We start from the raw sequence: 23,849 nt of genomic DNA, 5'->3' as shown, positions 1-23,849 counted from the left end.
CTTACGCCGCGGACGGAATCAACCCCCGACGCCCATGTCAGCAAACACTTGGCAACATAACAAACAGGCTACGGAGGCCTCGCCCGTCCCGGAAGAGACCGGATGTTCGGTTGTCGAGGAGATCGTGATCCAGGTCAGCCGACCGATTGGTCGGCCGAAAAGCCCTGCCAGGTCGCGTGAACAGACCGCGACCTCCGCCGGTGGGACAACGCAACAACGACGGCGGCAGCGGTCAGGATAGCCGAGACCCATTCGGGTGCGGCGCCAATTCGAGTAGCCAAAGTGGTGCTGGTGCGCAACGGCAGGTCCGCGACGAGGGCCGCGGGCACGAACAACTCGGTCTGCTGCGGCACCGCTCCGTCGGCGGTGACGATCGCGCTGACGCCCGAAGTGGCCGCGACCACCAGTGCCCTGCCGTGCTCCACCGCGCGCACCCGCGACATCGCCAACTGCTGATAGGTCATCTCGCTGTCGCCGAAGGTCGCGTTGTTGGTCGGCACGGTGAGCAATTCCGCGCCGGCCCGCAGCGAATCGCGAAACGCCCGGTCGAACGCGACCTCGTAGCAGGTCGCCACGCCGATGTCCACGCCGGCGGCGCGTACTGTGCCGTCACCGTCACCCGGCACGAAATAGCCTGCGCGGTCGGCGTATTCGGAGAAGAGCCGGAAGAAGGAACGCATCGGCAAGTATTCGCCGAACGGTTGGATGATCTTCTTGTCGTGCCGGTCCGCCGGACCTTCCGCGCCGTTCCACACCATCACGGAATTCGTCGTGGTGCGATCGCCGTTCACGAGCACGGCGCCCACCAGGATCGGCGCCTGGATCGCCTCGGAGGCCCGCGTGATCAGCGCCGCCGCGTCGGCATTGCGCAGCGGATCGATGTCGGAGGAGTTCTCGGGCCAGATCACCACATCCGGCTTGCGCGCCCGGCCCGCGGCGACGTCCTCGGCCAGCTGCTCGGTGCGCCGGACGTGGTTGTCCAGCACCGCGCGTCGCTGCGCGTTGAAGTCGAGACCGAGGCGCGGCACGCTGCCCTGAATCGCGGCGACTGTGATCGTCCGGTCACCGTCGTCAGGGGCGGGCAGCGCGGTCCGGAGGATCACTCCGGCGAGCGGCATGACAGCCAGAGTCGCTGCCGCGGTGACGATCCCGGTCCGCGACGCGGTGCCGAGCCGGGGTTTCGTCGTGACGGCCGGGCCGCTCCCGGACAGCTCGTCCGCCGAGTTCGGTACGCCCGCAGCGTCCTTCGACTCCTCGGCGGCTGCGGCCTCGCCCGGCGCGGCGGGCGCGCGCAGCGTCGGCAGCCGTTCGATCAACGCCGCGAGTCCAGTGCCCGTCAACGCCACCGCGAAGCCGATCAGCGGCGCGCCGCCCACCGCGGCCAGCGACAGGAACCAGCCATCCGCCTGACCGAAAGCCAGCCGACCCCAAGGGAATCCGCCGAACGGGAAGCTCGATCGAACCCATTCGGTGGTCACCCAGGCCAGCGCCACCCACAGCGGCCATCCGGGCAGCCGCCCGATCAGGTTGGCCAGCAGGCCGAACAGCCCGATATACACCGCGCACGTGGTGGAGAGCGCCAGCCAAGGCAGCGGCCCCACGTAGATTCCGGTCCACGGCAGCAGCGGCACGAAAAAGCCCAAGCCCGCGAGCATTCCGTAGCCGAAGCCGCCGCGCAGGCCGCCCGCGCCGCGCACCGTCGCCGTGAGCACGGCGATGCCGACCGGCGCGAGGAACCAGAACGGGCGCGGCGGAAAGCTGCCGAACAGCAGCAGTCCCGCGATCAGCGCGGCCAGCGAACGCGCGGCCACGCCGCGCAGCCGCTCCGGTGCGCGGGAGGTGCGCGTCGGGCCGGGCATCGTCATGCCTCGAACAGGGTGACGCCGCGGTGCACGGTGCGCAGGCATCGCGGCGGCGCCGAATCCGGTTCCAGCGGCGGCAGTCCCGGCACGCGGGACCGCGGATCGGTGGACCAGCGCTGCACCGAGTCGGCGGCCGCCGCGACGACGAGATCGCCTGCCTCCCATACGGCGTACGAGGCGGGCGCGCCGGGCACGAGGGTGCCCGCGATGCCGTCGCGCACGCCGCCCGCGCGCCAGGCCCCGCGCGTGGCGGCCGCGAACGCCGCGCGCGGCGAGATGCCGTGGCCCGGCGTGCGGTGATTCGCCGCGGCGCGCACGGCCAGCCACGGATTCAGTTCGGTGACCGGCGCGTCCGAGCCGATGGCCAGCGACACACCCGCGGCGGCCATGGCCGCGAACGGATTCAGCGTGGCCGCGCGCTCGGCGCCGAGCCGGGCCGCGTACATGCCGTCCGTGCCGCCCCATGTCGCGTCGAAAACCGGTTGCACACTGGCGATCACGCCCCAGGCGGCGAGCTTGCCGATCTGCTCGGCGTCGAGCATCTCCGCGTGCTCGACGCGGTGCCCGCGCGCCGCGACGGCCGGGCCGCCGAACTCGTCCACGACCCGCTGGAAGCCCGCGACCACCGCGTCCATGGCGGCGTCGCCGATCACGTGGAAGCCCGCCTGAATGCCCGCCGCGGTGCACGCTCGCAGGTGCGCGGCGATGGCTTCGGCGTCCAGATATCCATTTCCCGTCCCGGGCGTGTCGGCATAGGGTTCGCGCAGCCACGCGGTGTGCGAACCGAGCGAGCCGTCCACGAACAGGTCGCCGCCGAGCGCGTGCACGCCGAGTTCGGTGACCAGGGCTTTGGCCTCCTCGGCGCTGGTCACGGCCTCGCCCCAGTAGGCGCGGACCTCCACACCGTGCTCGAATGCCAGCAGTTCGCGCACGTCGTCGCGGCCCGCGATGTCGGGTCCCGAGCATTCGTGGACGGCCACGATGCCCCGCGCCGCCGCCGCGTCCAACGCGGCGCGGCGGGCCTCGTCGCGCCTGGCGCGGTCCAGGCCGCCGAGCACCGCGGAACGCACGAGGTGGTGCGCCGCGCCGCGTAGCGGCTCGCCCCTGGTGAACCCGGCCGTCGAGGTCACCTCGGGGACGGTGTCCAGCAGGGCCGAGGACACCGCGGCCGAATGCGCGTCGACTCGGGTCAGGTACACCTGACGGCCGGGTCCCGCGGCGGCGTCGATCTCCTCGACCGTCGGCGGGCGGCCCTCCGGCCAGCGTGTCTCGTCCCAGCCGTCACCGAGGATCGCGCCGCCGGGCTGGGCCGCGGCATGGTCGCGCAGCGCCGCGAGACAGTCGGCGAGCGAGCGTGTTCCGGACAGGTCGAGTCCGGTGAGTTTCAGGCCGAGCGCCGTCACGTGCACGTGCGGCTCGACGAACGCGGGCGCCACGAAGGCGCCGGCCAAGTCGATGATCTCGGCGTCCGGATGCAGCGCCCGGCCGGGTTGTTCGGCGCCGAGCCACACCACTGTGCCGTCGGCGACCGCCATCGCGGTCGCGTCCGGTGAACTAGAGCTGTAGAAACGACCGCCGAGCAGCAACTGGGTACCCACGGGTCACCAGTCTGCCGTATCCCGGATTCGGTCGATCACCGTGGACGGGCGGGTCAGGCCGGGCCGACCGCGCGGCGGGCGTTGCCCTGACCGTCGTCGTACCACTGGGGGACGGCAGTCGGCGGAGCCGACGGGGTGGACGAATACTGCTGCACCACCACGCCGTCTACTACCTCGTCACCGTCGATGACGACGCCGCGGTACGGCGCGTTGCGCACCAAGCGGCCGAAGCGACGCGCGGCCACCGCGGCGACGACCGGACGCACCAGCGTCCTGGTCGGCGGCAGCAGCAACAGCAGGCCGAACAGCGAGGTCACCAGGCCGGGCACGAACATGAGGACGCCGCCCGTCGCGACCAGCGCGCCGTCGGCGACGGCGGTGCCCGGGGTGATCTCACCGCGTCCGGCGCGACGGAATTGTTCGATCACCCGCCGCCCCTGCGAGCCGATCAGCAGCATGCCCACGGCGGAGCCCGCGATGAGCAGCAGGATGGTGGGCACGACGCCGATCAGCTGACCGACGGCGAACAGCGCGGCGATCTCTACGACCACGTAGAGCACGAACAGCAGAGCGGGCATGGCGTTCCTTCCGGACGATCTACCCCTACCAACGCCCGCCCGCGGAGTTTTTCTCCCGGGCGCGGCTGATAGCTCGCTGAGATTCAGCCGCCGGGCCGCACCAGCCCGGTCTCGTAGGCGAGCACCACGGCCTGCACCCGGTCGCGCAGGCCGAGTTTGGTGAGCACCCGGCCGACGTGCGTCTTCACGGTGGCCTCGGAGAGGTAGAGCTGTTCGGCGATCTCGGCGTTGGAGCGGCCAGCGGCGATCTGCTCGAGCACCTCGCGCTCGCGCGCGGTGAGCACGTCGAGCACCGAGGGGTCGCGCATGCCCGCGGGATCGTCGGCGATGAGCCGGTCGAGCAGCCGCTTGGTGACCTTCGGCGAGACCACCGCGTCGCCCGCGGCCACGCTGCGGATGGCAGAGACCAGGTCCTCGGGCGGGGTGTCCTTGAGCAGGAAGCCGCTGGCGCCCGCGCGCAGCGCGCCGAGTGCGTGTTCGTCGAGGTCGAAGGTGGTCATCACCAGGACGCGGCAGCCGTCGCCCGCCTCCACGATGCGGCCGGTCGCCGTCACGCCGTCGACCACGGGCATCCGGACGTCCATCAGCACCACGTCGGGGCGCAGTTCCTTGGCCTTGCCGACGGCGGCGGCTCCGTTCTCGGCTTCCCCGATCACCTCGATGTCGGGATGCGCGCCGAGCACCATCTTCAGGCCCATGCGCATCAATTCTTGGTCGTCGACTACGAGAACGGTGATCGGCACGGCTCCAATCTAGCGGTGCCCGGCGACGATTCGGTTACCCTCCCGCGCGTCTCACGGGATTGTCGGCGCGCGTCGCTATTCTCTTGCGTTCCCTGTAATCGACTCTCGTGGTGGAGAGATGTGCGAACAGATTCAACTTCTGGAGCTCGCGATGATTCAGCAGCGCACGTGGACCGGCGGCCAGCACCGCGTCGCCGTCCTGGACCATCCGTCCCTGCGCCACCCGGCGCGACGGTTGGTGTGGCTGGGCTTCGACGAGCGGGCCAACCCGGAGATTTCCTTTCGAATCGGGGCGGACGGCGCCGCCACCGACCGTGACGGGCGAACGATCGGCGTCGACTCGGCGCGCATCGCCGTCGCCCATCCGCTACAGCTCGCCGAGGAGCTGCCGTACTGGGTCAGCCAGTTCACCGATCACGAACTGCGCCAACCCTTTCCGCAACTCGCGCGGGAGGTGCACGCACTGACCGAGCGGGAGCGCACGGCGACCTCGCTGGAACGTTTCGCGCACCGCATGGTGCCCACGCACGCGCTGCTGCGGCTGGAGGATTTCGGCTGGCGTCGCGGCGCTCCGGTCGACGGTGTGCACGATCACTTCTACCGGCCGGTCGAGGGCGATCTCCAGGTGCTCCTGCACCTGGACGACGGCATCGCCGTCGAGGACCCCGCACCGGAGGGCGAGCGGGTCATCGAGGCGGTCGAGCTGAGTTCGCCGCCGGTGTCGTCGTGGTGGCGCCGGTGCGGCGACACGGCCTTCGGCGCGCTGGATCCGATCACCGCGAGCGAGGTGCTTCGCGAACTCGCGGCGGTCTTCGACTAGGTCAGCAATCCGTCCCGTCGGGCTCGAGCGGGATGGTCGCGCGCACCCGCCAGGCGCCGTCGGCGGCGCGCCCGACGTCCAAGGTCCCGCCGAGCACCGCGATGCGTTCGCGCATGCCGACCAGCCCGAGACCGCTGCCCTTGATCGGGTTGGCCTCGGGCCCGTGCACCGGAACGCCGCCGGAATCGGTGACCTCGACAAGGACGTCGCTGTCGCGGCGCTGCACCCGCACCCACGCCTTCGGGTGGGCGCCCGCGTGGCGCAGCGTGTTCGTCAGCGACTCCTGCACTATGCGGTGCACGCCGAGGCTCACCTCGGGGGCGACGTCGTCGATGTCGCCGGTCAGCTCGAGCTCGACGGCGAGGCCGGTGCCGCGCATCATCTCCACCACCCGGGCGATGCCCGCCGTGCCGTGCTGCGGCAGCTGGTCCGGCGCGTGCTCGGTGCGCAGCAGCGCGACGGTGCGACGCAGCTCGCGCAGCGCCTCACGGCCGGTGCTGGCGATAGTGGTGACGGCCTGTTCGGCGCTGTCCGGGTCACGGCGCAGTGCGTACTTCGCGCCGTCGGCCTGCACGATGATGACGCTGACCGCGTGCGCGACGACATCGTGCAGTTCGCGCGCGATGCGGGTGCGTTCCAGCGCGACCGCCTCGTGGGTGCGCCGCTCCCTGTCGTAGTCGGCGACCGCGAGCCGGGCCGCGACCTCGGCGTCGTAGGCGTGCCGCGCGCCGTTGAACTCGGCCAGGGTCCAGCACAGCGCGTAGTACAGCGCGATGAACGCGAGCGTCGACCAGACCGGCTGATCGAGCAGCAGGGTGGACGACGCGGTGTCGAGCACCAGACCGGCGAGCAGCAGTAGTCCCTCGCGCCTGCCGACATAGGCGACCAGCGTGTACAGCATGATCCCGAGGGCGAGCAGCGCCGGGTGCACGGCCTTGTCGTCGAGCACGTAGCTCAGCAGTGTGGTGCACAGGGCGAGGCCGAGCAGGGTGGCGGCCATGGCCCTCGGGTAGACCCGGCGGAACGCGACCGGGATCGGCAGCAGCCCGCCGACCACCAGATATACGGCCTTCTGATCGGTGTCGCCGATGGCCGTGAGGTCCAGCAGCAGCAGCCCGAACGCCAGGATGGAATCCGCAACGAGGGGCTTGCCGCGAAGCCACAGACTGAACCGGCGCATGACGGCCAGACTAAGGCGTACCTCCGCGTTCGCCGCGGGCATGCGGCTGTCCGTGGCCGCACCGGCAATGCCGGACCGTCCCAGGCAGCGGGGAAACATGGGACGTCTGGTTGTCTTGCAGCGTGGATCTCGCAGATTGGGCGGCGCTGGTGGCGGCCGCGACCGCCGCAGGATGGGTCGACGCCGTGGTCGGCGGCGGCGGCCTGATCATCCTGCCGACGCTGTTCCTGGTAGCGCCGGGCATCGCGCCGCAGACCGCGTTGGGCACCAACAAGCTGGCGGCGGTCGCGGGGACCACCGCGTCGGTGCTGACGTTCGCCAGGAAGGTGCCGATGCAGTGGCGGGTGCTGCTGCCCGCGGCCTGCATCGCCGCCGTGGCCGCGGCGGTCGGCGCCGCGGCGGTCTCGCTGATCGACCGCGACCTGTTCATCCCGATCGTCATGGTGGTGCTGGTGTCGGTCGCGCTCTTCGTGACGCTGCGCCCATCCATCGGCGTCACCATGGCGACCCATCCGCCGACCCGCCGCAAGGTGGTGCTCGTGGTGGCGCTGGCCGCCGGACTGATCGGGCTCTACGACGGCTTGCTGGGTCCGGGTACCGGCACCTTCCTGATCATCACCTTCGCCACCCTGCTCGGCACCGAGTTCGTGCGGGCCGCGGCCATGGCGAAGGTGATCAACTGCGGGTCCAACGTCGGCGCGCTGATCTTCTTCGGTCTCACCGGGCACATCCTGTTCGCGCTCGGCGCGACCATGGCGGTGGCCAACGTCGCGGGCGCGATCGCCGGATCACGGATGGCGCTGAGCCGCGGCGCGGAATTCGTCCGCATCGTGCTGCTCGTCGTCGTGGTGGCGATGGTGATTCGCCTGGGCTGGCAGCAGTTCGGCTGAGCCGTGCTCAGCCGACCGGTTCGGCGTGGGCCGTGCAGGTGGAGGCGAGCCACGGCCGCAAGACTTTGGAGGTGGTCTCGTGGATCTTCCGGTGCAGCCGCTCGCCGTCCTCGGGTCCGGAATGGGGCTGCTGGAAGAGCACGGTGAGCGCGCCGGAGACCGCGCCGACCACCGCGCCGACCAGCGCCGCGGCGCCGACCTCGTCGAGTTCGTCCGGGAACGCGGCGTGCAGCTGCCTGCCGATCTCGCGCTGCGCCACCAGCTGGGCGTGCGCGGCGCGTCCGCTCACCGCGGGCACGGTCCGCGAGACCTGGGCGCGCACCGCGGCGATGCGGGCGCCCAGATCGTCGACGAGATGTTCGCCCGGGTTGTCGCCCGCCGCCCGTAGCGCGCGCAGCAGCACCTCGACCGGACGTTCGCCGACGCGGCGGCTGGCGATCGCGGCCACCGCGAGCCGGACCCGCTCGTCCGGCTCGGGGAAGAGCAGTTCTTCCTTGCTGGCGAAGTAGTTGAAGAAGGTGCGCGTGCCCACCTCCGCCGCGGCGGCGATGTCGGCCACCGTGGTGTCGTCGTAGCCTCTGGTCTCGAAGAGCTCGACGGCGGCCTCGAGCAGAGCGCGGCGGGTACGTTCACGTTTGCGGTCACGGAGGGCGGATGGCGGCACGCGGGCACAGTACGGCATTCCGCAGCGCCGATGCGGTAACCCGGGTCTCGCGCGCGCCGTTCGCGTCGGAACGATAGCGCACGTCAGGCCTGGCGTTGGACGGATCGTCGCTGTGCCGCTGGGCTTTTCGCGCGAGACGCGCACCGCCGCGGAACGGCGCGCGGACCGGTCGGCGAGAACCCGGTAGCGTTGCCGGGGTGAGCATCGCGACTTCCGAGGACACGTCGGGCTCGGCGATCGACGCCGAATTCCGCGCGCTACCACTGTCCGCGCTGACCGACGCCGCGCTCGCCGCGGCCACCGCGGCTGGCGCCGAACACGCCGACCTACGAGTGCACCGTTTGGTCACCCAGTCGATCCGGCTGCGGGACGGGCGGGTCGAGGCGATCAGCAACGCCACCGATCTCGGCTTCGCCGTCCGCGTGATCGTCGACGGCACCTGGGGTTTCGCCTCGCATGCCGCGCTCACCGCCGACACCGCCGCCGAGGTGGCGCGCCGCGCGGTCACCGTGGCGAAAGCGTTGCGCGAGCTGAACCGGGAGCGCGTCGAGCTGGCCGACGAGCCGCGCTACGACGGCGCGCACTGGGTCTCGGCCTACGATCTCGACCCGTTCACCGTGCCGACCGCCGAGAAGGTCGCGCTGCTGCAAGACTATTCGGGCAGGCTGGCCGCCGCCGACGGCGTCGACCACGTCACCGCCTCGGTGTTGCAGGTCAAGGAGCAGACGTATTACGCCGACACCGCGGGCTCGTCGATCGCCCAGCAGCGGGTCCGGCTGCACCCGCAGTTGGAGGCGATCACCGTCGACTCGGCCGCGGGCGTCTTCGAGACCATGCGCACCCTCGCCGCACCGGCGGGGCGCGGCTGGGAGTACGTCACCGGCGCGGACGGAATCTGGGACTGGGACGACGAACTCGCGCGGATCCCCGGCTGGCTCGCCGAGAAGGTGACGGCGCCGAGCGTCACCGCGGGCCCGACCGATCTGGTCATCGATCCCAGCAATTTGTGGCTGACCATCCACGAATCCATCGGGCACGCCACCGAATACGATCGCGCCATCGGCTACGAATCCGCTTACGCGGGCACCTCGTTCGCGACACCGGACAAGCTCGGCACGTTGCGCTACGGCACGCCTATCATGCACGTCACCGGCGACCGCACCGAGCGGCACGGCCTTGCCACCGTCGGCTACGACGACGAGGGCGTTGCGGGGCAGCGCTGGGATCTGGTGCGCGACGGCGTGCTCGTCGGCTACCAGCTGGACCGGGCGTTCGCACCGCGGCTCGGGCTGACGCGCTCCAACGGCTGCTCCTACGCCGATTCCGCGCACCACGTGCCGATCCAGCGGATGGCCAACGTCTCGCTGCGACCCGATCCGGAGCGCGACACCAGCACCGAGGAGCTGATCTCGCGGGTCGAGGACGGGCTGTACATCGTCGGCGACAAATCCTGGTCGATCGACATGCAGCGCTACAACTTCCAGTTCACCGGGCAGCGCTTCTTCCGTATCCGCAACGGCGCGCTGGACGGGCAGGTGCGCGACGTCGCCTACCAGGCCACCACCACCGACTTCTGGGGCGCGATGGAGGCCGTCGGCGGCCCAGCGACCTGGCAGCTGGGCGGCGCGTTCAACTGCGGTAAGGCACAGCCCGGTCAGGTGGCCGCGGTCAGCCACGGCTGTCCGTCGATCCTGGTGCGCGGCATCAACGTTCTCAACACCAGGACGGAGGCGGGTCAGTGAGCGAGCCGGGCATCGACACGGTGGACGCGCGCGGCGTGGCGCCTGCGGGCGAGGTCGTCGAGCGGGCGCTGGCCCTCTCCCGCGCCGACGAGGCGATGGTGATCGTCACCGACGCGCACGAGGCCTCGCTGCGCTGGGCGGGCAATTCCATGACGACCAACGGCTCCTCGGTGTCGCGGGGCTGGGCGGTGGTCTCGATCTTCCGCGACGGACCGCACGCGGCCCGGGTCGGCAGCGTCAGCTCGACGAGCGTCGATTCGTCCGAGATCGAGGCGATCGTGCGGGCCAGTGAGGCGGCGGCGCGCACCGCCGAACCCGCGAAAGACGCCATGCCACTGCTGGAATCGGACGCACGCGCCGCGGATTGGGCAGAGTCGCCCGGCAGCACGGGTATCGAGGTGTTCGCGGATCTGGCGCGTGACCTGTCGGCCGGTTTCGACGGCGCCGACCAGCTCTACGGCTTCGCCCACCACCAGATGCACACCACCTGGCTCGGCACCTCCACCGGCATCCGCCGCCGCTTCGTGCAGCCGACCGGTTCGGTGGAGATCAACGGAAAACGCGGCGCGGGCGCGGAGCTGGCGAGCGCCTGGGTCGGCGTCGGCACCGCCGATTTCACCGACGTCGACACACCGGGCTTGCTCGCCGAGCTGAACCGCCGCCTGGATTGGGCGGGCCGCCGCGTCGAGCTGCCCGCGGGCCGCTACGAGACGCTGCTGCCGCCCTCGGCGGTCGCCGACCTGATGATCTATCTGGCATGGTCGATGGAGGGCCGCGGCGCGCACGAGGGCCACAACGCCTTCGCCCGCGCGGGCGGTACTCGAATCGGCGAGCGGCTCACCGACATTCCGCTCACGCTGTACTCCGATCCCGTCGCCACGGGACTGGAGTATCGGCCCTTCGTCGCGACGCCCGCCTCGTCGGAAGCGCTGTCGGTCTTCGACAACGGCCTGTCCGCCGAGCGGGTGGACTGGTTGCGCGAGGGTGTCGTGGAATCGCTCGTCTATCCGCGCGCCACGGCGGCGGAATTCGACGCCACCGCGACCGTGCCCGGCGAGAATCTCTTGCTCACCGGCGGTTCCGGGGCGAGTGTGGACGAGATGATCGCGCGTACCGAACGCGGTCTGCTGCTCACGACGCTCTGGTACATCCGCGAGGTGGATCCGGCGAGCCTGCTGCTGACCGGTCTCACCAGGGATGGCGTGTATCTGGTGGAGAACGGAGCGGTCACCGCGGCGGTGAACAACTTCCGCTTCAACGAGAGCCCGATCGATCTGTTGCGCAGGACCACCGAGGCGGGCGCCACCCAGACCGCGCTGCCCAGGGAGTGGAAGGACTGGTTCACCCGAACCGCCATGCCGCCGTTGCGGATTCCGGACTTCCACATGTCCTCGGTCAGTCAGGCCACCTGAGACACGACGCCGGGCCGCTCGCGTTCTCGCGGCGGCCCGTGCGGGGTGGGATCGTTGCGGTGACCGGCCTCAGTACGGGCGGCCGACCTCGTAGGTGCCGTCGGTGTCGGTGATGGTGACCGACACGGACTTCTGTGTGCTGCCGACCTTCACGAGGCAGTCGAAGCTCGCGTCGACCGTCACGGTCTGGCCAGCGGGGCAGCGGACGTCGCGGACGTCGTCGATGCCGTAGGAGTCGATGAGGACGAGTTGCACGCCGCGCTGGAGGTCCACCTGGTCCAGCAGCTGGGGCGCGGGCTCGACGGCGCGGACCGGCGCGACGGGCGCCGGGGACTGCGCCATCGGCGCCGAGGCGGCCGGCGTCCGAACGGGGTTGTCGGCCACCGCGCTCTCGCGGATGTTGACCACCACCAGTCCGGCGATGACACCGGCGATCGCGATGGCGACGGCGGCGACCAAGCCGGCGACGAGCACGGGAAGCCAGCCGCTGTCGGTGAATTCGCCGGTGTCCGGATGTTCGGCGACCGGGTAGGGCTGTGAGGCCCGCGGCGGCCGAGTCGGTGCTGTCATGAACGATCCCTCCCCCCGGGGCAGGGTCGAGACATCGTGTCCGCCTGGGGACTACCCCGGTATGCCCGACGAACAATAGCCGAGCCGTGATCGCCGCACCGCCGGTCCCCCGGAAACTCCGTGTCCGCCTTGCCTATTCCGGACTTTCCGGGCGCTCGGCCCGGGCTACGCGTCCGGGGTGAACTCGATGCCGATCGTGCCCGCTTTGCCCCTGCGCAGGTTGCTGCCGAGGATGACGAGCGGCCCGAGCAGCCAGTACTTCCTGCGCAGCAACTTGCGCACGCGCTCGGTGCCCTCGGCGTTCAGCACCCGGCCCGTGCCCGCGACGACGGCGCCGTGCAGCCGCTTGCCGCTGTAGTCGCACGCCTGCACGGTGCAGGCGGGATTCCGGCGCAGCCGCTTGACTTTCCAGCTGTCGGTGACCGTCCAGACATACAGCTTGTCGCCCTCGGCGACCGCCCACACCGGCGTGGCGACGGGCGTGCCGTCCTTACGGTAGGTGGTCAGCTGCACGTAGTCGGCGGAGCCTGCGTCCCCGAGCGAGTTCGTCATGATCGCAGCGTATCCGCAACGCGGTCACTCGGGCATGCGGTACTCTCCCGAATCCAGACGGGCGAGCAGACCGTCGGTCCACCGGGTCAGGTTGTCGAAGACGCCGCTCCAGAGCTCCAGCAGGTCGGGCATGTGCGGCGACTCGTAGCGACCGGGGTAGGTCGGGATCATGGCGATCAGCTCGTCGCGAACAGCGGCCGCGTTGCGCCGCTGCTCCCCCAGCTTCGCGATGACGTGCGCGCGTGGCAGCGCGTCCATGAAGGCGATGGCGGCGCCGAGCTCTTCCATGTCGATGCTGACCAGCGCGGCGTCCATGAGCCTGCGGAACTCGGTCTCGCCCGCCTCGGTGAGCTCGTACAGCATCCGGCCGGGTCCCTGATCGCTGCTCTCGGTGCCGAGCGCGCGCAGTTTTCCTTCCTGCGTCAGCTGTTTGAGCGCGTGGTAGATCGAGCCGGGCTTGACGTTCGTCCAGGTTTCGGCGCGCCAGGACAGCAACTCGCGCCGCACGGCGTAACCGTGGGCGGGTTGCCGGGTGCGGATGACCCCGAGGACGAGCAGACGGACGGCCGCCACGCGTGACTCCTTTCTCCGTGCGACGAACGACTCATGCTACTCAAATTTGACTTCCGCGAACGAACGCCCCTAGCCTCCCAGTAATCAAGTTTGACTAGCGCCTTCGGAGGAACGACTCATGGACGACTTCCCGGTTCCGGTGCTGTGGACCGCGTCGCCGACCGCCACCCTCGACTTCTACCGGGCCATCGGATACACGGTGACGCACGAACAGACCCGCCCCTACGTCTATCTCGCGCTCGAAGCACATGGCTGCCCAGTGCATTTCAACTCGCCGCCCAAGGACTTCGCGATACCGGCCGAGCGGGTCGGCTGTCTGGTGATGGTCGACGACGTGGCCGCGCGTCACCGTGAACTCACCGCCGCGTTGCGCGCCGCCTTCGGCAAGGTGCCCGCCAAGGGCCGCCCGCGCATCACCCGCTTCCGGCCGGGACAGAGCCGTTTCACCCTCGTCGACCCCGACGGCAACACCCTGCTGTTCATCCAGCGCGACGAACCCAGCGAACTCGAGTACGGCGGTTCGTCCGAGCTGGCGGATCTGGCGAAGGTGCTCGACAACGCGCGGATTCTGCGCGATTTCAAGAACGACGACGAGGCCGCCGCGCGGGTGCTCGAAGTCGGCCTCGGCCGCTTCGCCGCCACGGCCGCACCGGTGGAGCGCGCGCGGGCGCTGGCCATGCTCGCCGAGATCGCCGTCGCCGCGGAAGACCCCGAGCGCGCCGCCCGGTACCGCGGCGAGGTGCGCGCGCTGAACCTTTCGGACGAGGATCGCGCGGCGGTGGCCGTGGATCTCGGTGCGGGCACCGATCTGGAGCGGTGGCTGACCGATACGCGCTGAGCCGGAAGGGGTCTCGTCAGGAGGCTCGGGTGAGCACCTGCGGTCCGTCGGCGGTGATCGCGACAGTGTGCTCGGAGTGCGCGGTGCGCGAGCCGTCGGCGGAGCGGATGGTCCAGCCGTCGGCGTCGGTGTAGATGCGGTCGGTGGTGCGGGCGAACCACGGCTCGATGGCGAGGGTGAGCCCGGGCCGCAGCCGATACCCGCGACCGGCGCGGCCCGCGTTCGGCACGTGCGGGTCCTCGTGCATGGTGCGCCCGAGACCGTGCCCGCCGAACTCGGTGTTGACCGGAAAGCCGTAGGAGCGGGCCACCTCTTCGATGGCCGCGGAGAGATCGCCGATGTGGTTGCCGGGCACCGCGACCGCGATGGCGGCGGCGAGCGCCTCCTCGGTGGCGCGCACCAGCTTCCGGTCCGCCTCCGCCGCCGTGCCGACGATGACGGTGATGGCCGAATCGGCCACCCAGCCGTCGACGCCGACCGCGAGGTCGATGCTCAGCACGTCACCGTCGCGCAGGGCGTAGTCGAACGGAAGGCCGTGCAGCACAGCGTCGTTCACCGACAGACACACCGTGTTGCGGAACGGACCGCGCCCGAAGGACGGCGCGTAATCCCAATAGCACGAGACCGCTCCGCGCTCCCGGATGCGGTCGCGCACATAGGCTTCCAGGTCGAGCAGGTTGACCCCGACCCGCGCCCTGGTGCGCAGCTCGGCGAGCACGTCCGCGACGAACTCCCCCGCCACCCGCATCCGAGCGATCTCCGCGGGCGACTTCAACTCCACCATTCCCGACCTCCACTGCGCCGAATCCCACCGGCGAGCACGCGCCCGGCCGGTATTTTTATACCAGACTAGCTACGGCGGTATTTAAATACCAGCCACACGCGAGAACTCGCCGCGCCCGGCGATCCCCGGACGCGGCGGAACTCAGGAGACGCACATGCCGGATCGCTCCGGCGGCAGCCCTACTCCGCGTCGTCCTCGCCTTGCTCCTTGGCGCGCAGGGCCTCCGCCAACTCGGCGCGCAGCCGTTCGGCCGCCTGCCGATCGTTGCAGTCCTCGGCCGTGGTGATGTCCTGACGAAGCTGGGCGATCGTGTCGCGGGAAACCATGAATCCTCCCTCTCGCTCTCGCGGCGTTGTCATTCCATCCATGGGGTGTCCGGTTTCGCCGGACGGAAACCCTTGCCCGGATGCGAGATTTCCGGGCACGACCGGGTAATCGTCCCGTGAGTGGCGCCACATCATGTGGGTGAACAGTCGTACTCTGACAGGGATGGACGGTGTCGCGCGCGCCACCTCTCCCAACGTGCGCGACGCTCCACTCCCGTACCGGACGCTCCACTCCCGCACCGACGGAAAGGGCTCCCAAGCTGCCCTTCATCGCGGTCGCGAAGCAATAACACCACCTGCTCGACAGTGTGTGCTACGTTTCGTAACATTAATAGGCGACGAGTGTAAACTCACTGGCGTTGGAGGTTTTCGTGTCCGGCACGATCCACGAAGCGATAGGAGAGATCGCCGCGCAGGGCACCGAGGGCGGCGGCGCGGCGTTGGACCAGGTGGCGATCATGACCGGCTCGGCGGGCCTGATCGCGCTGGTGCTGCTGTGGGTCGGTTATCTGCACCGGACGCGGCGCATCACGTGGCTCGGCGCCACGGCCGACCGGATCGGCGCCGTCTTCAACCGGCCCGGGTGGGTGGCACTGCCCATCGTGATGTTCCTGGCCACCATCCTGACCGCGCTGCTCGGCTTCATCTGGGACGTCAGCCTGCACGTGGGCAACGGCCGCGACGAAGGCCCGCTCGCCAATCCGGCGCACTACTTCATCCTGGCCGGACTGTTCTTCCTGTTCACGGCCGGAATGCTGGCGATCGTGCTACCACTGGACCAGAAGCCGGGCGAGGCGGCGGTGCGGATCACCCGCACCTGGTACGCGCCCGTCGGCGGCATTCTCATCGCCGGGGCGGGCCTCTACGCGCTCATCGGCTTTCCGCTCGACGACATCTGGCACCGGATGTTCGGCCAAGATGTGACGCTCTGGGGACCCACGCACCTGATGCTCATCGGCGGCGCCGGACTCTCCCTGGTCGGCGTGCTGCTGCTGGAATTCGAGGGCGGCCGCAACCGGCCCGATCCGGACCGGGAAGACGGCTGGCTGATCTGGACGCTGCGCGCGTTCGCCTTCGGCGGCCTGATCATCGGTCTGTCGGTGTTCCAAGTGGAATTCGATTTCGGCGTCGAGCAGTTCCGGCTCGTCCTGCAGCCGATGCTGATCGTCGCGGCGGCCACCGTCACGCTGGTCGCCGCGCGGGCGACGCTCGGCGCGTTCAGCACCTTCGTGGTGGTCGGCTTCGCGGCGGTGGTGCGCGGGATCGTGGCGTTCCTGGTCGGCGGGCCGATCATCGACGCGCCGCGCAACGTCTTCCCGCTCTACCTCGGCGCCGCCGTGGTCGTCGAACTGCTCGCCCTGCTCCCCTTGGCGCGCAAGCCGCTGTGGTGGGGCGCGGTGGCCGGTTTCGCGGTGGCGACCGTCGGTGTCTGGCTCGAATCCCTCTGGGTCGACGCGATGTTCGTCGATCCGTGGCCCGCTTCGATGTGGCCGGAACTGCTGGCGATGACGGTGCCGACGGGCATCGCGGGTGGTGTCGTCGGCGCGCTGCTCGGCATGGTGCTGCGCGGTGAGCCGTTGCCGCGCCCGCCCGTGCGCCGCACCATGGTCGTCGCCGCGGTGCTCGTCGTCGCCGCGACCACCACCAACGGCCTGCTCATTCGCCTCCCGGATCAGGCGAGCGCGACCGTCGCGCTGCGCGAGGCCGAGCCCGTCGACGGCGGCCGCATGGTGACCGCCGACGTGCGGCTCGAACCGGCCGACCTGGTCGGCTTCGATCCCGAATGGGTGCAGATCCTGGCCTGGCAGGGCGGCGTCGGATCGGACAGCCCCGGCCGCGGCCTGGTCGTCGACCAGCTGCGGCGCGTCGGCGACGGCCACTACGTCTCGACCAAACCCGTTCCGGCGCACGGCACCTGGAAGACCGTGCTGCGCCTGCAGGACGGCCGCATGCAGACCGCGCTGCCGATCTTCATGCCCGACGACCCGGGCATCGGCGCCGCGGAGGTCGCCGCGCCACCGGAGTTCACCCGCCCGTTCGTCGCCGAGATCACGGTGTTGCAGCGGGAGCGCTCGTTCGACCATCCGGCCTGGCTGTTCGGCGCCGCCTCGCTGGTCGTTCTGGTGTGCAGCCTGATCCTGATCGGCGCGCTGTCCTGGGGCGCGGCGCGGATCAACGACCGCTACCCCACCACCGCGCGGACGGACGCGACCGAGCCCGTCGCGGCCGGATGACCGGCGCCGCCGACGGCGTGGAGCTGCTCGCGGACCATTCCGTCCTGCTGGCCATCCCCGCCTTCCTTCCCGCGTTCGCCGTGGTGGGCATCATCGTGCTCATCGCGGTACGCGACCGCCGCGCCGAGCGGCGCGAGAGCGAGCGGAACGACCGAACCCCTTCGAACAGCGACGAGGAGACCCGATGACCCGCACGTGGCGCTACGCCGCGCTCGCCTGCGCGGTGGCCGCCGCCGCGCTGGGTTGCGCCACCGAGGACGCCCCGAACACGCCGCGGCCCAGCGCGAGTTCGCCCGCCGAAGCCGACGCCGTCGTCGTGCGTTTCCGTATCGCGAACGGGTCGGTGAGTCCGGTGAACGAGCGCAGGGAGGCCAAGATCGGGCAGCCGATCGAGCTGGTGGTCGACAGCGACGCCGAGGACGAACTGCACGTGCACGCCACGCCGGAGCACACCTTCGAGGTCCGCCCCGAGGCCGGGCAGCGCTTCCGGTTCACGGTGGAGGTGCCGGGGCGGGTCGAGATCGAACTGCACCGCGCGCACAAGACCGTCGCCACGGTAGTCGTGCGCCCGTGAACGAGCGCCAGCGAGCGAACCATAGGCACAGCGCGCACTCGCGCACGACGGAGCCGAGCACCAGCGAGGTGGAGTCGTGAACGAGGTCCTCGCGCACGGGATCTCCGGTGCGACCGATCTGCCGATTCCGTTGTCCTACGCGTTGATCGGCGCCGCGTGGGCCCTGACGTTCTCCTTCGCCGTGCTGGCCTTCGCGTGGCGTGAGCCGCGACTCGATCCGGACTCGCCGGGCGTCGCGCTGCCCGCGTTCGCGCGCGCCATGGTCGATTCCGCGGCGGTGCGGACGGTGCTCGCGGGGCTCGGGCTGCTCGGGGCGATCGCGGTCCTCGCGGTCGGCTTCTTCGGCGCGGCCGAGTCGGCGGACAATCCCGTGCCGGGGATTGTCTACATCTATCTGTGGGTCGGGGTGATGGTGGCCTCACTGGTGTTGGGGCCGGTGTGGAAGATCGTCTCGCCGGTGCGCGCGCTGCACCGCCTGGCCTGCCGGGTGGCGGGGCGGACGCCGGGGCGCGGGCTGCTGCCCTACCCGGAATCGTGGGGCTGCCTGCCCGCGGCGCTGGGGCTGTTCTCGTTCGTGTGGCTGGAATTGGCTTATCCCGAACCGGGTTCGGTGCTCGCCGTGACGATGTGGTTTCTCGGCTACCTCGTCGTGGGGACGGTCGGCCTCGTGGTGTTCGGGACAACGTGGGCCGAGCGCGGCGACCCGCTGGAGGTGTACAGCAGTCTGCTGGCGCGTCTGAGCCCGTACGCGCGGCGCGACACCGGGGTCCCGGTGCTGCGGTGGCCGCTGAACAATCTCGCGGGCACGCCCGCGCTCACCGGCTCGGTCGCGGTGGCGGCGACACTGCTGGGATCGACCGCGTTCGACAGCTTTTCGATGTTCGCGAGTTGGCGCGACTTCCTCGATCGCGCGGGCGGCGACTCCACCCTGCTGACCACCTTGCTGCGCACCGCGGGGTTGCTCGGGTTCATCGCCGTTGTCGGCGGCGCCTTCCGGCTGGCCACCCGCGCGACCGGCGGCGTCACCAGGGCGGAGCGGGCGCTGCTGCCGATTCGGCTCGCGCACAGTCTCACCCCGATCGTGGCGGGCTACCTTGTCGCGCACTACCTCAGCTTCCTGGTCGAGAAGGGGCAGGCGACGCTGATCCTGTGCGCCGACCCGTTCCAGCGCGGCTGGAACATCCTGTGGCTGGGCGATTTCGACGTGCAGTACATCCTGTCCACCCATCCCGCCGTACTGGCCAGCATCAAGGTGCTGGCCGTCCTCACCGGTCACATCCTCGGCGTCGCCGCGGCACACGACCGCTGTCTTCGGCTGCTCCCGCCCGCGCACCGACTGACCGGCCAGCTCGCGCTGATGCTGACCATGGTCGGCTACACCTTCACCGGGCTGTACCTGTTGTTCGAGGCCTGACCCGTCGACCGCGCCAACTTGCGGTATTTAAATACCGCCCCTACCCTGGGGCGCATGGTTCGCCTGCCGCTGACACCCGCCCAGATCGAGGCGGGCCGCCGCTTGGGCGCTCGGCTGCGCGCGGCGCGTGGCGAGCGCGAACTCACCGAGGTCGCCACCGCCGCGGGGATCTCGCCGGAGACGCTGCGCAAGATCGAGACCGGTCGCCTGCCGTCGCCCGCCTTCGGCACGGTCGTGGCACTGAGCCAGGCGCTCGAACTCCCGCTCCAGGAACTGGCCGACACCTGGCGCTCCGCTGGGCTCGCCGAATCCGCCTGACCGCTACCGCCCGGGTTTCCCTTCCCGCGAATACGTCAATAAACTCCAATTCGTGACGAATCTGCGGATCAGTGAAGCGGCCGCCCTGATGGGCGTCAGCGACGACACCGTGCGACGGTGGATCGACCAGGGCAAGCTGCCCGCGATCCAACTCGACAACGGCCGCAAGGGCGTCGACGGCCGCGATCTGGCGCAATTCCTGCGCGCCAACGCCGAGGCGCCCGCGCCGGGGGTGACGGTGGCGGCGTCCGCGCGCAACCGCATGCGCGGCATCGTGACCCGCATCGTCAAGGACACGGTGATGGCCCAGGTCGAGATGCAGGCCGGACCGTTCCGGCTGGTGTCGCTGCTCAGCCGCGAATCGGTGGACGAACTCGGCCTCGAGGTCGGCAGCGTCGCCGTCGCGTCGGTGAAGTCCACGCACGTCGTCGTGGAAATTCCGGAGACGTGACCATCGCCGCGCGGCGACGGGCGGTGCGCGGGCGGCGGCCGCTGATCCTTGTGCTGCCCGCGGTGTGCGGGTTGATCTTCTTGGTCGCGCCGTTGCTCGGGCTCGCGGTTCGAGCGCCGTGGGCCACCATGCCGGAGCGCCTGTTCAGCGCGGAAGTCGCCGAGGCGCTTCGCCTTTCGCTGGTGTGCGCGAGCCTGGCCACCCTCGTCTGCCTGGCGCTCGGCATTCCGCTGGCCTGGCTGCTGGCGCGCGGCGACGTGCCGGGCCGCGGTCTGGTGCGGGCGCTGGTCACCGTGCCGCTGGTGTTGCCGCCGGTGGTCGGCGGTGTCGCGCTGCTGCTGGTGCTGGGTCGGCGCGGATTGATCGGCCAGTACCTGTACGACTGGTTCGGCGTCTCGTTGCCGTTCACCACGGCGGGTGTGGTGGTGGCCGAGGCCTTCGTGGCGATGCCGTTCCTGGTCATCTCGGTGGAGGGCGCGCTGCGGGCCGCGGACCCCCGGTTCGAGGAGGCCGCCGCCACCCTCGGCGCGTCCCGCTGGTACGCGTTTCGCCGCGTCACCTTGCCGTCTGTGCTGCCCGGCGTCGTCGCGGGCGCGGTGCTCTGCTGGGCCCGCGCACTCGGCGAGTTCGGCGCGACCATCACGTTCGCGGGCAGCTTTCCCGGCAAGACCACCACCATGCCGCTCGCGGTGTATCTGGCGCTGGAGACCGATCCGGACGCGGCGATCGTGCTGAGCCTGGTGCTGCTGCTCGTCTCGGTGGGCGTGTTGGCCGCCTTGCGGGAGCGGTGGATTCGAGGTGCGATGTGACGCTGGACGCCGAGATCCGCGTCACCCGCGGCACATTCACCCTCGACCTCGCACTGACGGCGAAACCGGGCGAGGTGGTGGCGCTGCTCGGCCCGAACGGCGCGGGTAAGAGCACGGCGTTGCGGGCGCTGGCTGGCCTGCTCGCGGTGACCGAGGGACGCGTGCGGCTCGGCGAACACATCTGGGACGCACCGCCTTCGGTGTTCGTGCCCGCCGAGCACCGCGAGGTCGGCGTGGTCTTCCAGGACTATCTGCTCTTCGCGCACCTCTCCGCGCTGGACAACGTCGCGTTCGGTTTGCGCGCCCGCGGCCATCGGCGCGCCGCGGCCCGTGAGCGCGCCGCCGAATGGCTCGATCGCGTCGGCCTTCCCGAGTACGCGCACCGCAAACCCCGCGCGTTGTCCGGCGGGCAAGCCCAGCGGGTCGCGCTGGCCCGCGCGCTGGTCACCGAGCCGCGGCTGTTGCTGCTCGACGAGCCGCTCGCCGCGCTCGACGCGAGCACCCGGCTCCAGGTGCGCTCCGATCTGGCCCACCATCTGCGCGACTATCCGGGCCACACGGTGCTCGTCACCCACGATCCGCTCGACGCGATGGTGCTCGCCGACCGGCTCGTCATCCTGGAACACGGCCGCGTCGTACAGCAGGGTGCGCCCGCGGAGGTCGCCAGGCAACCCCGTTCGGATTATGTGGCGAACCTGGTGGGGCTCAACCTGTATCGCGGCACCGCCCGCGGCGGCGTCGTCGATCTCGACGAGGGCGGCGTCCTCACCATCGCCGAACCCGCCGACGGTCGAGTGCACGTCGCCTTTCCGCCGAACGCGGTCGGCCTGCACCTGGAACACCCCGCGGGCAGCCCGCGCAACGCATGGCCGGTCACCATCACCGGCATCGAACAACACGCCCACACCACGCGCGTCCGCCTCGACGGCCACCCACCGGTCCTCGCCGACATCACCCCGGCCACGGTCGCCGAACTCCGGCTGCGGCCCGGGATGGAATTGTGGGCGGCGGTGAAGGCGACCGAGGTCAGGAGCTATCCGGCCTGAACCGCGCGACGCTCGCCGCCGTCGCATCGCCGAACCCCGCCCACGACTCGCGCTGCCATTACGCGGCGGCCGCTAGTCCAGGTCGATGCGGATGGTGAGCATCGGCCCGCCGCGTGCGAGTCGCCGGAGCAGGATTCCGTCGAGCCGATAGAACGGCCGCCCCTTGCCCAGCAGGCGGTGGCGCGCGGTCGCGTCGTCATCGTCCAGGAAGGTCGCAGTGCCGGTCCGCCACCGCAACCGCACACCGTCGCGCACCTTGGCGGGCCGAGCGCGGTCGCCGAGGCGAGCCCGAATCCGGTCAACGCGGTCGAGAACACTCGGCCGCGGGCAAGGGTGCGGACCGCCTCATTCACCAGATGTTTGCTTGCGATCCGATTTAGACAACCATCAATATAGGCGTATGTCGAAGTCGGAACTTCCCTTGCTTCCGGTGCAGCCGTGCTCGGCCGCGCCGATCGTCCGCGAACCGCTGTCCGGCGAGGCGGCGGCCGAGTTGGCGGGCGTGTTCAAGGCGTTGTCGGATCCGATTCGGCTGCGGCTGCTCAGTTCCATCGCCGCCCGCGCGGGGCAGGAGGCGTGCGTCTGCGAGTTGTCCGAAGGCATCGATCTGACCCAGCCGACGATCTCCCATCACCTCAAGGTGCTGCGTGAGGCGGGGCTGCTCACCAGCGAACGCCGCGCGTCGTGGGTGTACTACCGGGTGATTCCCGAAGCGCTGCACAGGCTTTCGGAGGTGCTACTGGTCGAGAGCGGCGCCGCCGGGGTGAACCCTTGAGCGCCGAGACCCGAACCCCGCAGAACGGAGTCGTGGCGAAACTGTCCACGCTGGACCGGTACCTGCCGGTGTGGATCGGTGTCGCGATGGCCGCCGGGCTGCTGCTCGGGCGAATGATTCCGGGGCTCGGGGACGCGTTGAGCGCCGTGGAAGTCGACGGGATCTCGCTGCCGATCGCGATCGGCTTGTTGATCATGATGTATCCGGTGCTTGCGAAGGTCCGCTACGACCGCCTCGACACCGTCACCGGTGACCGCAAGCTGTTGATCGGTTCGCTGGTGTTGAACTGGGTCTTGGGCCCGGCACTGATGTTCGCACTGGCCTGGCTGTTGTTGCCGGATCTGCCCCAGTACCGGACCGGGTTGATCATCGTCGGGCTGGCGCGCTGCATCGCGATGGTCATCATCTGGAACGACCTGGCCTGCGGCGACCGCGAAGCCGCCGCAGTGCTGGTGGCGTTGAACTCGACCTTCCAGGTGATCATGTTCGCCGCGCTCGGTTGGTTCTACCTGTCCGTGCTGCCCGGCTGGCTCGGCCTGGAACAGACCACCATCGACACCTCGCCGTGGCAGATCGCGAAATCGGTGCTGATCTTCCTGGGCCTTCCCTTGCTCGCGGGCTATCTCACCCGCCGCTTCGGCGAACGCGCGAAGGGCCGCGCTTGGTACGAGTCGACACTGCTGCCCAGGATCGGCCCGTGGGCGCTGTATGGGTTGCTGTTCACGATCGTGATCCTGTTCGCCTTGCAGGGCAAGCAGATCACCTCCCAGCCCCTCGACGTCGTGCGCATCGCGATTCCGCTGCTGGCCTACTTCGCGATCATGTGGGGCGGCGGCTACCTGCTCGGCCCAGCAATGGGCCTGGGCTACGAACGGACAACGACCCTCGCGTTCACCGCCGCGGGCAACAACTTCGAACTCGCCATCGCGGTCGCGATCGCCACCTACGGCGCGACCTCCGGGCAGGCACTCGCCGGGGTCGTCGGCCCGCTGATCGAAGTTCCGGTGCTCGTCGGACTCGTCTATGTGTCGCTGGCCCTGCGCGACCGCTTCCCGTCCAGCACCGCGGCGCAGACCCCGCTCGCCTGATCCGCGTC

General features: G+C 70.4%; 27 protein-coding genes. 15 read left to right on the top strand and 12 right to left on the bottom strand.

Features of this window, described 5'->3' with window-relative positions; all coding sequences use genetic code 11:
- Nucleotides 1-134: 134 nt before the first annotated feature.
- From lnt to AB0H49_RS25650, 4 genes are all read right to left on the bottom strand, one after another.
- The gene (lnt, locus tag AB0H49_RS25665; protein WP_357255122.1) at nt 135-1,859 is read right to left on the bottom strand and encodes an apolipoprotein N-acyltransferase; all 1,725 of its coding nucleotides are present in this window, start codon (nt 1,857-1,859) and stop codon (nt 135-137) included.
- A gap of 2 nt (nt 1,860-1,861) precedes the next feature.
- Nucleotides 1,862-3,460 carry an amidohydrolase gene (locus AB0H49_RS25660; protein ID WP_357254931.1) on the bottom strand — a complete coding sequence of 533 codons (1,599 nt, stop codon included), beginning with the start codon at nt 3,458-3,460 and terminating at the stop codon, nt 1,862-1,864.
- A 53-nt stretch (nt 3,461-3,513) separates the two neighbouring features.
- Nucleotides 3,514-4,038: an FxsA family protein gene (locus tag AB0H49_RS25655; RefSeq protein ID WP_357254929.1), complete on the bottom strand. Its 525-nt coding sequence runs from the start codon at nt 4,036-4,038 to the stop codon at nt 3,514-3,516.
- An 83-nt stretch (nt 4,039-4,121) separates the two neighbouring features.
- Nucleotides 4,122-4,781, bottom strand: a complete 660-nt coding sequence (locus AB0H49_RS25650) for a response regulator transcription factor (protein WP_067791887.1) — start codon at nt 4,779-4,781, stop codon at nt 4,122-4,124.
- A 118-nt stretch (nt 4,782-4,899) separates the two neighbouring features.
- On the opposite strand from AB0H49_RS25650, the gene AB0H49_RS25645 reads away from it, so the two are divergent.
- A complete protein-coding gene (locus tag AB0H49_RS25645; RefSeq protein WP_355002584.1) occupies nt 4,900-5,601 on the top strand; it encodes a DUF4132 domain-containing protein in 702 nt (233 codons plus the stop codon).
- A gap of 1 nt (nt 5,602) precedes the next feature.
- Here AB0H49_RS25645 and AB0H49_RS25640 read toward each other — a convergent pair whose 3' ends face one another.
- Nucleotides 5,603-6,781: a histidine kinase gene (locus AB0H49_RS25640; RefSeq protein ID WP_355002583.1), complete on the bottom strand. Its 1,179-nt coding sequence runs from the start codon at nt 6,779-6,781 to the stop codon at nt 5,603-5,605.
- A gap of 122 nt (nt 6,782-6,903) precedes the next feature.
- Here AB0H49_RS25640 and AB0H49_RS25635 point away from each other — a divergent pair, with 122 nt between their 5' ends.
- Complete coding sequence (locus AB0H49_RS25635; protein WP_357254926.1) at nt 6,904-7,671, top strand: TSUP family transporter; 768 nt, start codon at nt 6,904-6,906, stop codon at nt 7,669-7,671.
- A 7-nt stretch (nt 7,672-7,678) separates the two neighbouring features.
- On the opposite strand, the gene AB0H49_RS25630 is transcribed toward AB0H49_RS25635, so the two are convergent.
- On the bottom strand, nt 7,679-8,335 hold the full coding sequence (locus AB0H49_RS25630) for a helix-turn-helix domain-containing protein (RefSeq protein ID WP_355002581.1): 657 nt from the start codon (nt 8,333-8,335) through the stop codon (nt 7,679-7,681).
- A gap of 197 nt (nt 8,336-8,532) precedes the next feature.
- On the opposite strand from AB0H49_RS25630, the gene AB0H49_RS25625 reads away from it, so the two are divergent.
- Both AB0H49_RS25625 and AB0H49_RS25620 read left to right on the top strand, forming a co-directional pair.
- On the top strand, nt 8,533-10,077 hold the full coding sequence (locus AB0H49_RS25625; RefSeq protein WP_357254924.1) for a TldD/PmbA family protein: 1,545 nt from the start codon (nt 8,533-8,535) through the stop codon (nt 10,075-10,077).
- Nucleotides 10,078-10,172: 95 nt separating this feature from the next.
- A complete protein-coding gene (locus AB0H49_RS25620; protein ID WP_357255120.1) occupies nt 10,173-11,489 on the top strand; it encodes a metallopeptidase TldD-related protein in 1,317 nt (438 codons plus the stop codon).
- Nucleotides 11,490-11,558: 69 nt separating this feature from the next.
- Here AB0H49_RS25620 and AB0H49_RS25615 read toward each other — a convergent pair whose 3' ends face one another.
- From AB0H49_RS25615 to AB0H49_RS25605, 3 genes are all read right to left on the bottom strand, one after another.
- Complete coding sequence (locus AB0H49_RS25615; protein WP_355002579.1) at nt 11,559-12,059, bottom strand: DUF4333 domain-containing protein; 501 nt, start codon at nt 12,057-12,059, stop codon at nt 11,559-11,561.
- Between the two features lie 165 nt (nt 12,060-12,224).
- Nucleotides 12,225-12,611, bottom strand: a complete 387-nt coding sequence (locus tag AB0H49_RS25610; protein WP_357254921.1) for a PPOX class F420-dependent oxidoreductase — start codon at nt 12,609-12,611, stop codon at nt 12,225-12,227.
- Nucleotides 12,612-12,635: 24 nt separating this feature from the next.
- A complete protein-coding gene (locus tag AB0H49_RS25605) occupies nt 12,636-13,184 on the bottom strand; it encodes a PadR family transcriptional regulator (protein ID WP_355002577.1) in 549 nt (182 codons plus the stop codon).
- Nucleotides 13,185-13,302: 118 nt separating this feature from the next.
- Between AB0H49_RS25605 and AB0H49_RS25600 the strand changes: the two genes are divergently transcribed.
- Nucleotides 13,303-14,022 (top strand): glyoxalase, encoded by a 720-nt coding sequence (locus AB0H49_RS25600; protein WP_357254919.1) that lies wholly within the window; start codon nt 13,303-13,305, stop codon nt 14,020-14,022.
- Between the two features lie 16 nt (nt 14,023-14,038).
- Here AB0H49_RS25600 and map read toward each other — a convergent pair whose 3' ends face one another.
- Together map and AB0H49_RS25590 are read right to left on the bottom strand one after the other, a co-directional pair.
- The gene (gene map, locus AB0H49_RS25595) at nt 14,039-14,806 is read right to left on the bottom strand and encodes a type I methionyl aminopeptidase (protein WP_357254917.1); all 768 of its coding nucleotides are present in this window, start codon (nt 14,804-14,806) and stop codon (nt 14,039-14,041) included.
- Between the two features lie 179 nt (nt 14,807-14,985).
- Nucleotides 14,986-15,132, bottom strand: a complete 147-nt coding sequence (locus AB0H49_RS25590) for a hypothetical protein (RefSeq protein ID WP_185757093.1) — start codon at nt 15,130-15,132, stop codon at nt 14,986-14,988.
- Between the two features lie 458 nt (nt 15,133-15,590).
- Between AB0H49_RS25590 and AB0H49_RS25585 the strand changes: the two genes are divergently transcribed.
- The 8 genes from AB0H49_RS25585 (at nt 15,591) to AB0H49_RS25550 (ending at nt 21,978) form a co-directional block, all read left to right on the top strand.
- On the top strand, nt 15,591-17,366 hold the full coding sequence (locus tag AB0H49_RS25585; RefSeq protein WP_357255118.1) for a hypothetical protein: 1,776 nt from the start codon (nt 15,591-15,593) through the stop codon (nt 17,364-17,366).
- Nucleotides 17,363-17,554 carry a hypothetical protein gene (locus AB0H49_RS25580; RefSeq protein ID WP_355002574.1) on the top strand — a complete coding sequence of 64 codons (192 nt, stop codon included), beginning with the start codon at nt 17,363-17,365 and terminating at the stop codon, nt 17,552-17,554. Before AB0H49_RS25585 ends, AB0H49_RS25580 begins: the two co-directional genes overlap by 4 nt.
- Nucleotides 17,551-17,940: a hypothetical protein gene (locus AB0H49_RS25575; protein WP_357254915.1), complete on the top strand. Its 390-nt coding sequence runs from the start codon at nt 17,551-17,553 to the stop codon at nt 17,938-17,940. The genes AB0H49_RS25580 and AB0H49_RS25575 overlap by 4 nt, the downstream gene beginning before the upstream one ends.
- 76 nt (nt 17,941-18,016) lie before the next feature.
- Nucleotides 18,017-19,354 (top strand): hypothetical protein, encoded by a 1,338-nt coding sequence (locus AB0H49_RS25570; protein ID WP_357254913.1) that lies wholly within the window; start codon nt 18,017-18,019, stop codon nt 19,352-19,354.
- 54 nt (nt 19,355-19,408) lie between these two features.
- Nucleotides 19,409-19,672, top strand: a complete 264-nt coding sequence (locus AB0H49_RS25565; protein ID WP_357254911.1) for a helix-turn-helix transcriptional regulator — start codon at nt 19,409-19,411, stop codon at nt 19,670-19,672.
- A gap of 52 nt (nt 19,673-19,724) precedes the next feature.
- The gene (locus tag AB0H49_RS25560) at nt 19,725-20,123 is read left to right on the top strand and encodes a TOBE domain-containing protein (RefSeq protein WP_355002570.1); all 399 of its coding nucleotides are present in this window, start codon (nt 19,725-19,727) and stop codon (nt 20,121-20,123) included.
- Complete coding sequence (gene modB, locus AB0H49_RS25555) at nt 20,120-20,932, top strand: molybdate ABC transporter permease subunit (RefSeq protein WP_355002569.1); 813 nt, start codon at nt 20,120-20,122, stop codon at nt 20,930-20,932. Before AB0H49_RS25560 ends, modB begins: the two co-directional genes overlap by 4 nt.
- A complete protein-coding gene (locus AB0H49_RS25550; RefSeq protein WP_357254908.1) occupies nt 20,929-21,978 on the top strand; it encodes an ABC transporter ATP-binding protein in 1,050 nt (349 codons plus the stop codon). The genes modB and AB0H49_RS25550 overlap by 4 nt, the downstream gene beginning before the upstream one ends.
- Before the next feature lie 72 nt (nt 21,979-22,050).
- Here the strand turns inward: AB0H49_RS25550 and AB0H49_RS25545 are convergent, their stop codons facing one another.
- Nucleotides 22,051-22,221: a hypothetical protein gene (locus AB0H49_RS25545; protein WP_355002567.1), complete on the bottom strand. Its 171-nt coding sequence runs from the start codon at nt 22,219-22,221 to the stop codon at nt 22,051-22,053.
- 157 nt (nt 22,222-22,378) lie between these two features.
- Here AB0H49_RS25545 and AB0H49_RS25540 point away from each other — a divergent pair, with 157 nt between their 5' ends.
- Both AB0H49_RS25540 and arsB read left to right on the top strand, forming a co-directional pair.
- Complete coding sequence (locus tag AB0H49_RS25540; RefSeq protein ID WP_357254906.1) at nt 22,379-22,753, top strand: metalloregulator ArsR/SmtB family transcription factor; 375 nt, start codon at nt 22,379-22,381, stop codon at nt 22,751-22,753.
- Nucleotides 22,750-23,841, top strand: a complete 1,092-nt coding sequence (gene arsB, locus AB0H49_RS25535) for an ACR3 family arsenite efflux transporter (RefSeq protein WP_357254904.1) — start codon at nt 22,750-22,752, stop codon at nt 23,839-23,841. Before AB0H49_RS25540 ends, arsB begins: the two co-directional genes overlap by 4 nt.
- Nucleotides 23,842-23,849 lie beyond the last annotated feature (8 nt).

This window comes from Nocardia sp. NPDC050713, assembly GCF_040654315.1.
Classification (GTDB): domain Bacteria; phylum Actinomycetota; class Actinomycetes; order Mycobacteriales; family Mycobacteriaceae; genus Nocardia.
The sequence above is the reverse complement of the archived record's forward strand: the minus strand, read 5'-3'. Positions and strand labels throughout refer to the sequence as shown.

Excerpts from the sequence above, each read along its gene's own strand:
- lnt (WP_357255122.1), bottom strand. The coding sequence starts at position 1,859 with ATGCCCGGCCCGACGCGCACCTCCCGCGCACCGGAGCGGCTGCGCGGC.
- AB0H49_RS25655 (WP_357254929.1), bottom strand. The coding sequence starts at position 4,038 with ATGCCCGCTCTGCTGTTCGTGCTCTACGTGGTCGTAGAGATCGCCGCG.
- AB0H49_RS25645 (WP_355002584.1), top strand. The coding sequence starts at position 4,900 with ATGTGCGAACAGATTCAACTTCTGGAGCTCGCGATGATTCAGCAGCGC.
- AB0H49_RS25640 (WP_355002583.1), bottom strand. The coding sequence starts at position 6,781 with ATGCGCCGGTTCAGTCTGTGGCTTCGCGGCAAGCCCCTCGTTGCGGAT.
- AB0H49_RS25620 (WP_357255120.1), top strand. The coding sequence starts at position 10,173 with ATGGTGATCGTCACCGACGCGCACGAGGCCTCGCTGCGCTGGGCGGGC.
- AB0H49_RS25615 (WP_355002579.1), bottom strand. The coding sequence starts at position 12,059 with ATGACAGCACCGACTCGGCCGCCGCGGGCCTCACAGCCCTACCCGGTC.
- AB0H49_RS25610 (WP_357254921.1), bottom strand. The coding sequence starts at position 12,611 with ATGACGAACTCGCTCGGGGACGCAGGCTCCGCCGACTACGTGCAGCTG.
- AB0H49_RS25600 (WP_357254919.1), top strand. The coding sequence starts at position 13,303 with ATGGACGACTTCCCGGTTCCGGTGCTGTGGACCGCGTCGCCGACCGCC.
- map (WP_357254917.1), bottom strand. The coding sequence starts at position 14,806 with ATGGTGGAGTTGAAGTCGCCCGCGGAGATCGCTCGGATGCGGGTGGCG.
- AB0H49_RS25590 (WP_185757093.1), bottom strand. The coding sequence starts at position 15,132 with ATGGTTTCCCGCGACACGATCGCCCAGCTTCGTCAGGACATCACCACG.
- AB0H49_RS25585 (WP_357255118.1), top strand. The coding sequence starts at position 15,591 with ATGACCGGCTCGGCGGGCCTGATCGCGCTGGTGCTGCTGTGGGTCGGT.
- AB0H49_RS25580 (WP_355002574.1), top strand. The coding sequence starts at position 17,363 with ATGACCGGCGCCGCCGACGGCGTGGAGCTGCTCGCGGACCATTCCGTC.
- AB0H49_RS25575 (WP_357254915.1), top strand. The coding sequence starts at position 17,551 with ATGACCCGCACGTGGCGCTACGCCGCGCTCGCCTGCGCGGTGGCCGCC.
- AB0H49_RS25565 (WP_357254911.1), top strand. The coding sequence starts at position 19,409 with ATGGTTCGCCTGCCGCTGACACCCGCCCAGATCGAGGCGGGCCGCCGC.
- AB0H49_RS25540 (WP_357254906.1), top strand. The coding sequence starts at position 22,379 with ATGTCGAAGTCGGAACTTCCCTTGCTTCCGGTGCAGCCGTGCTCGGCC.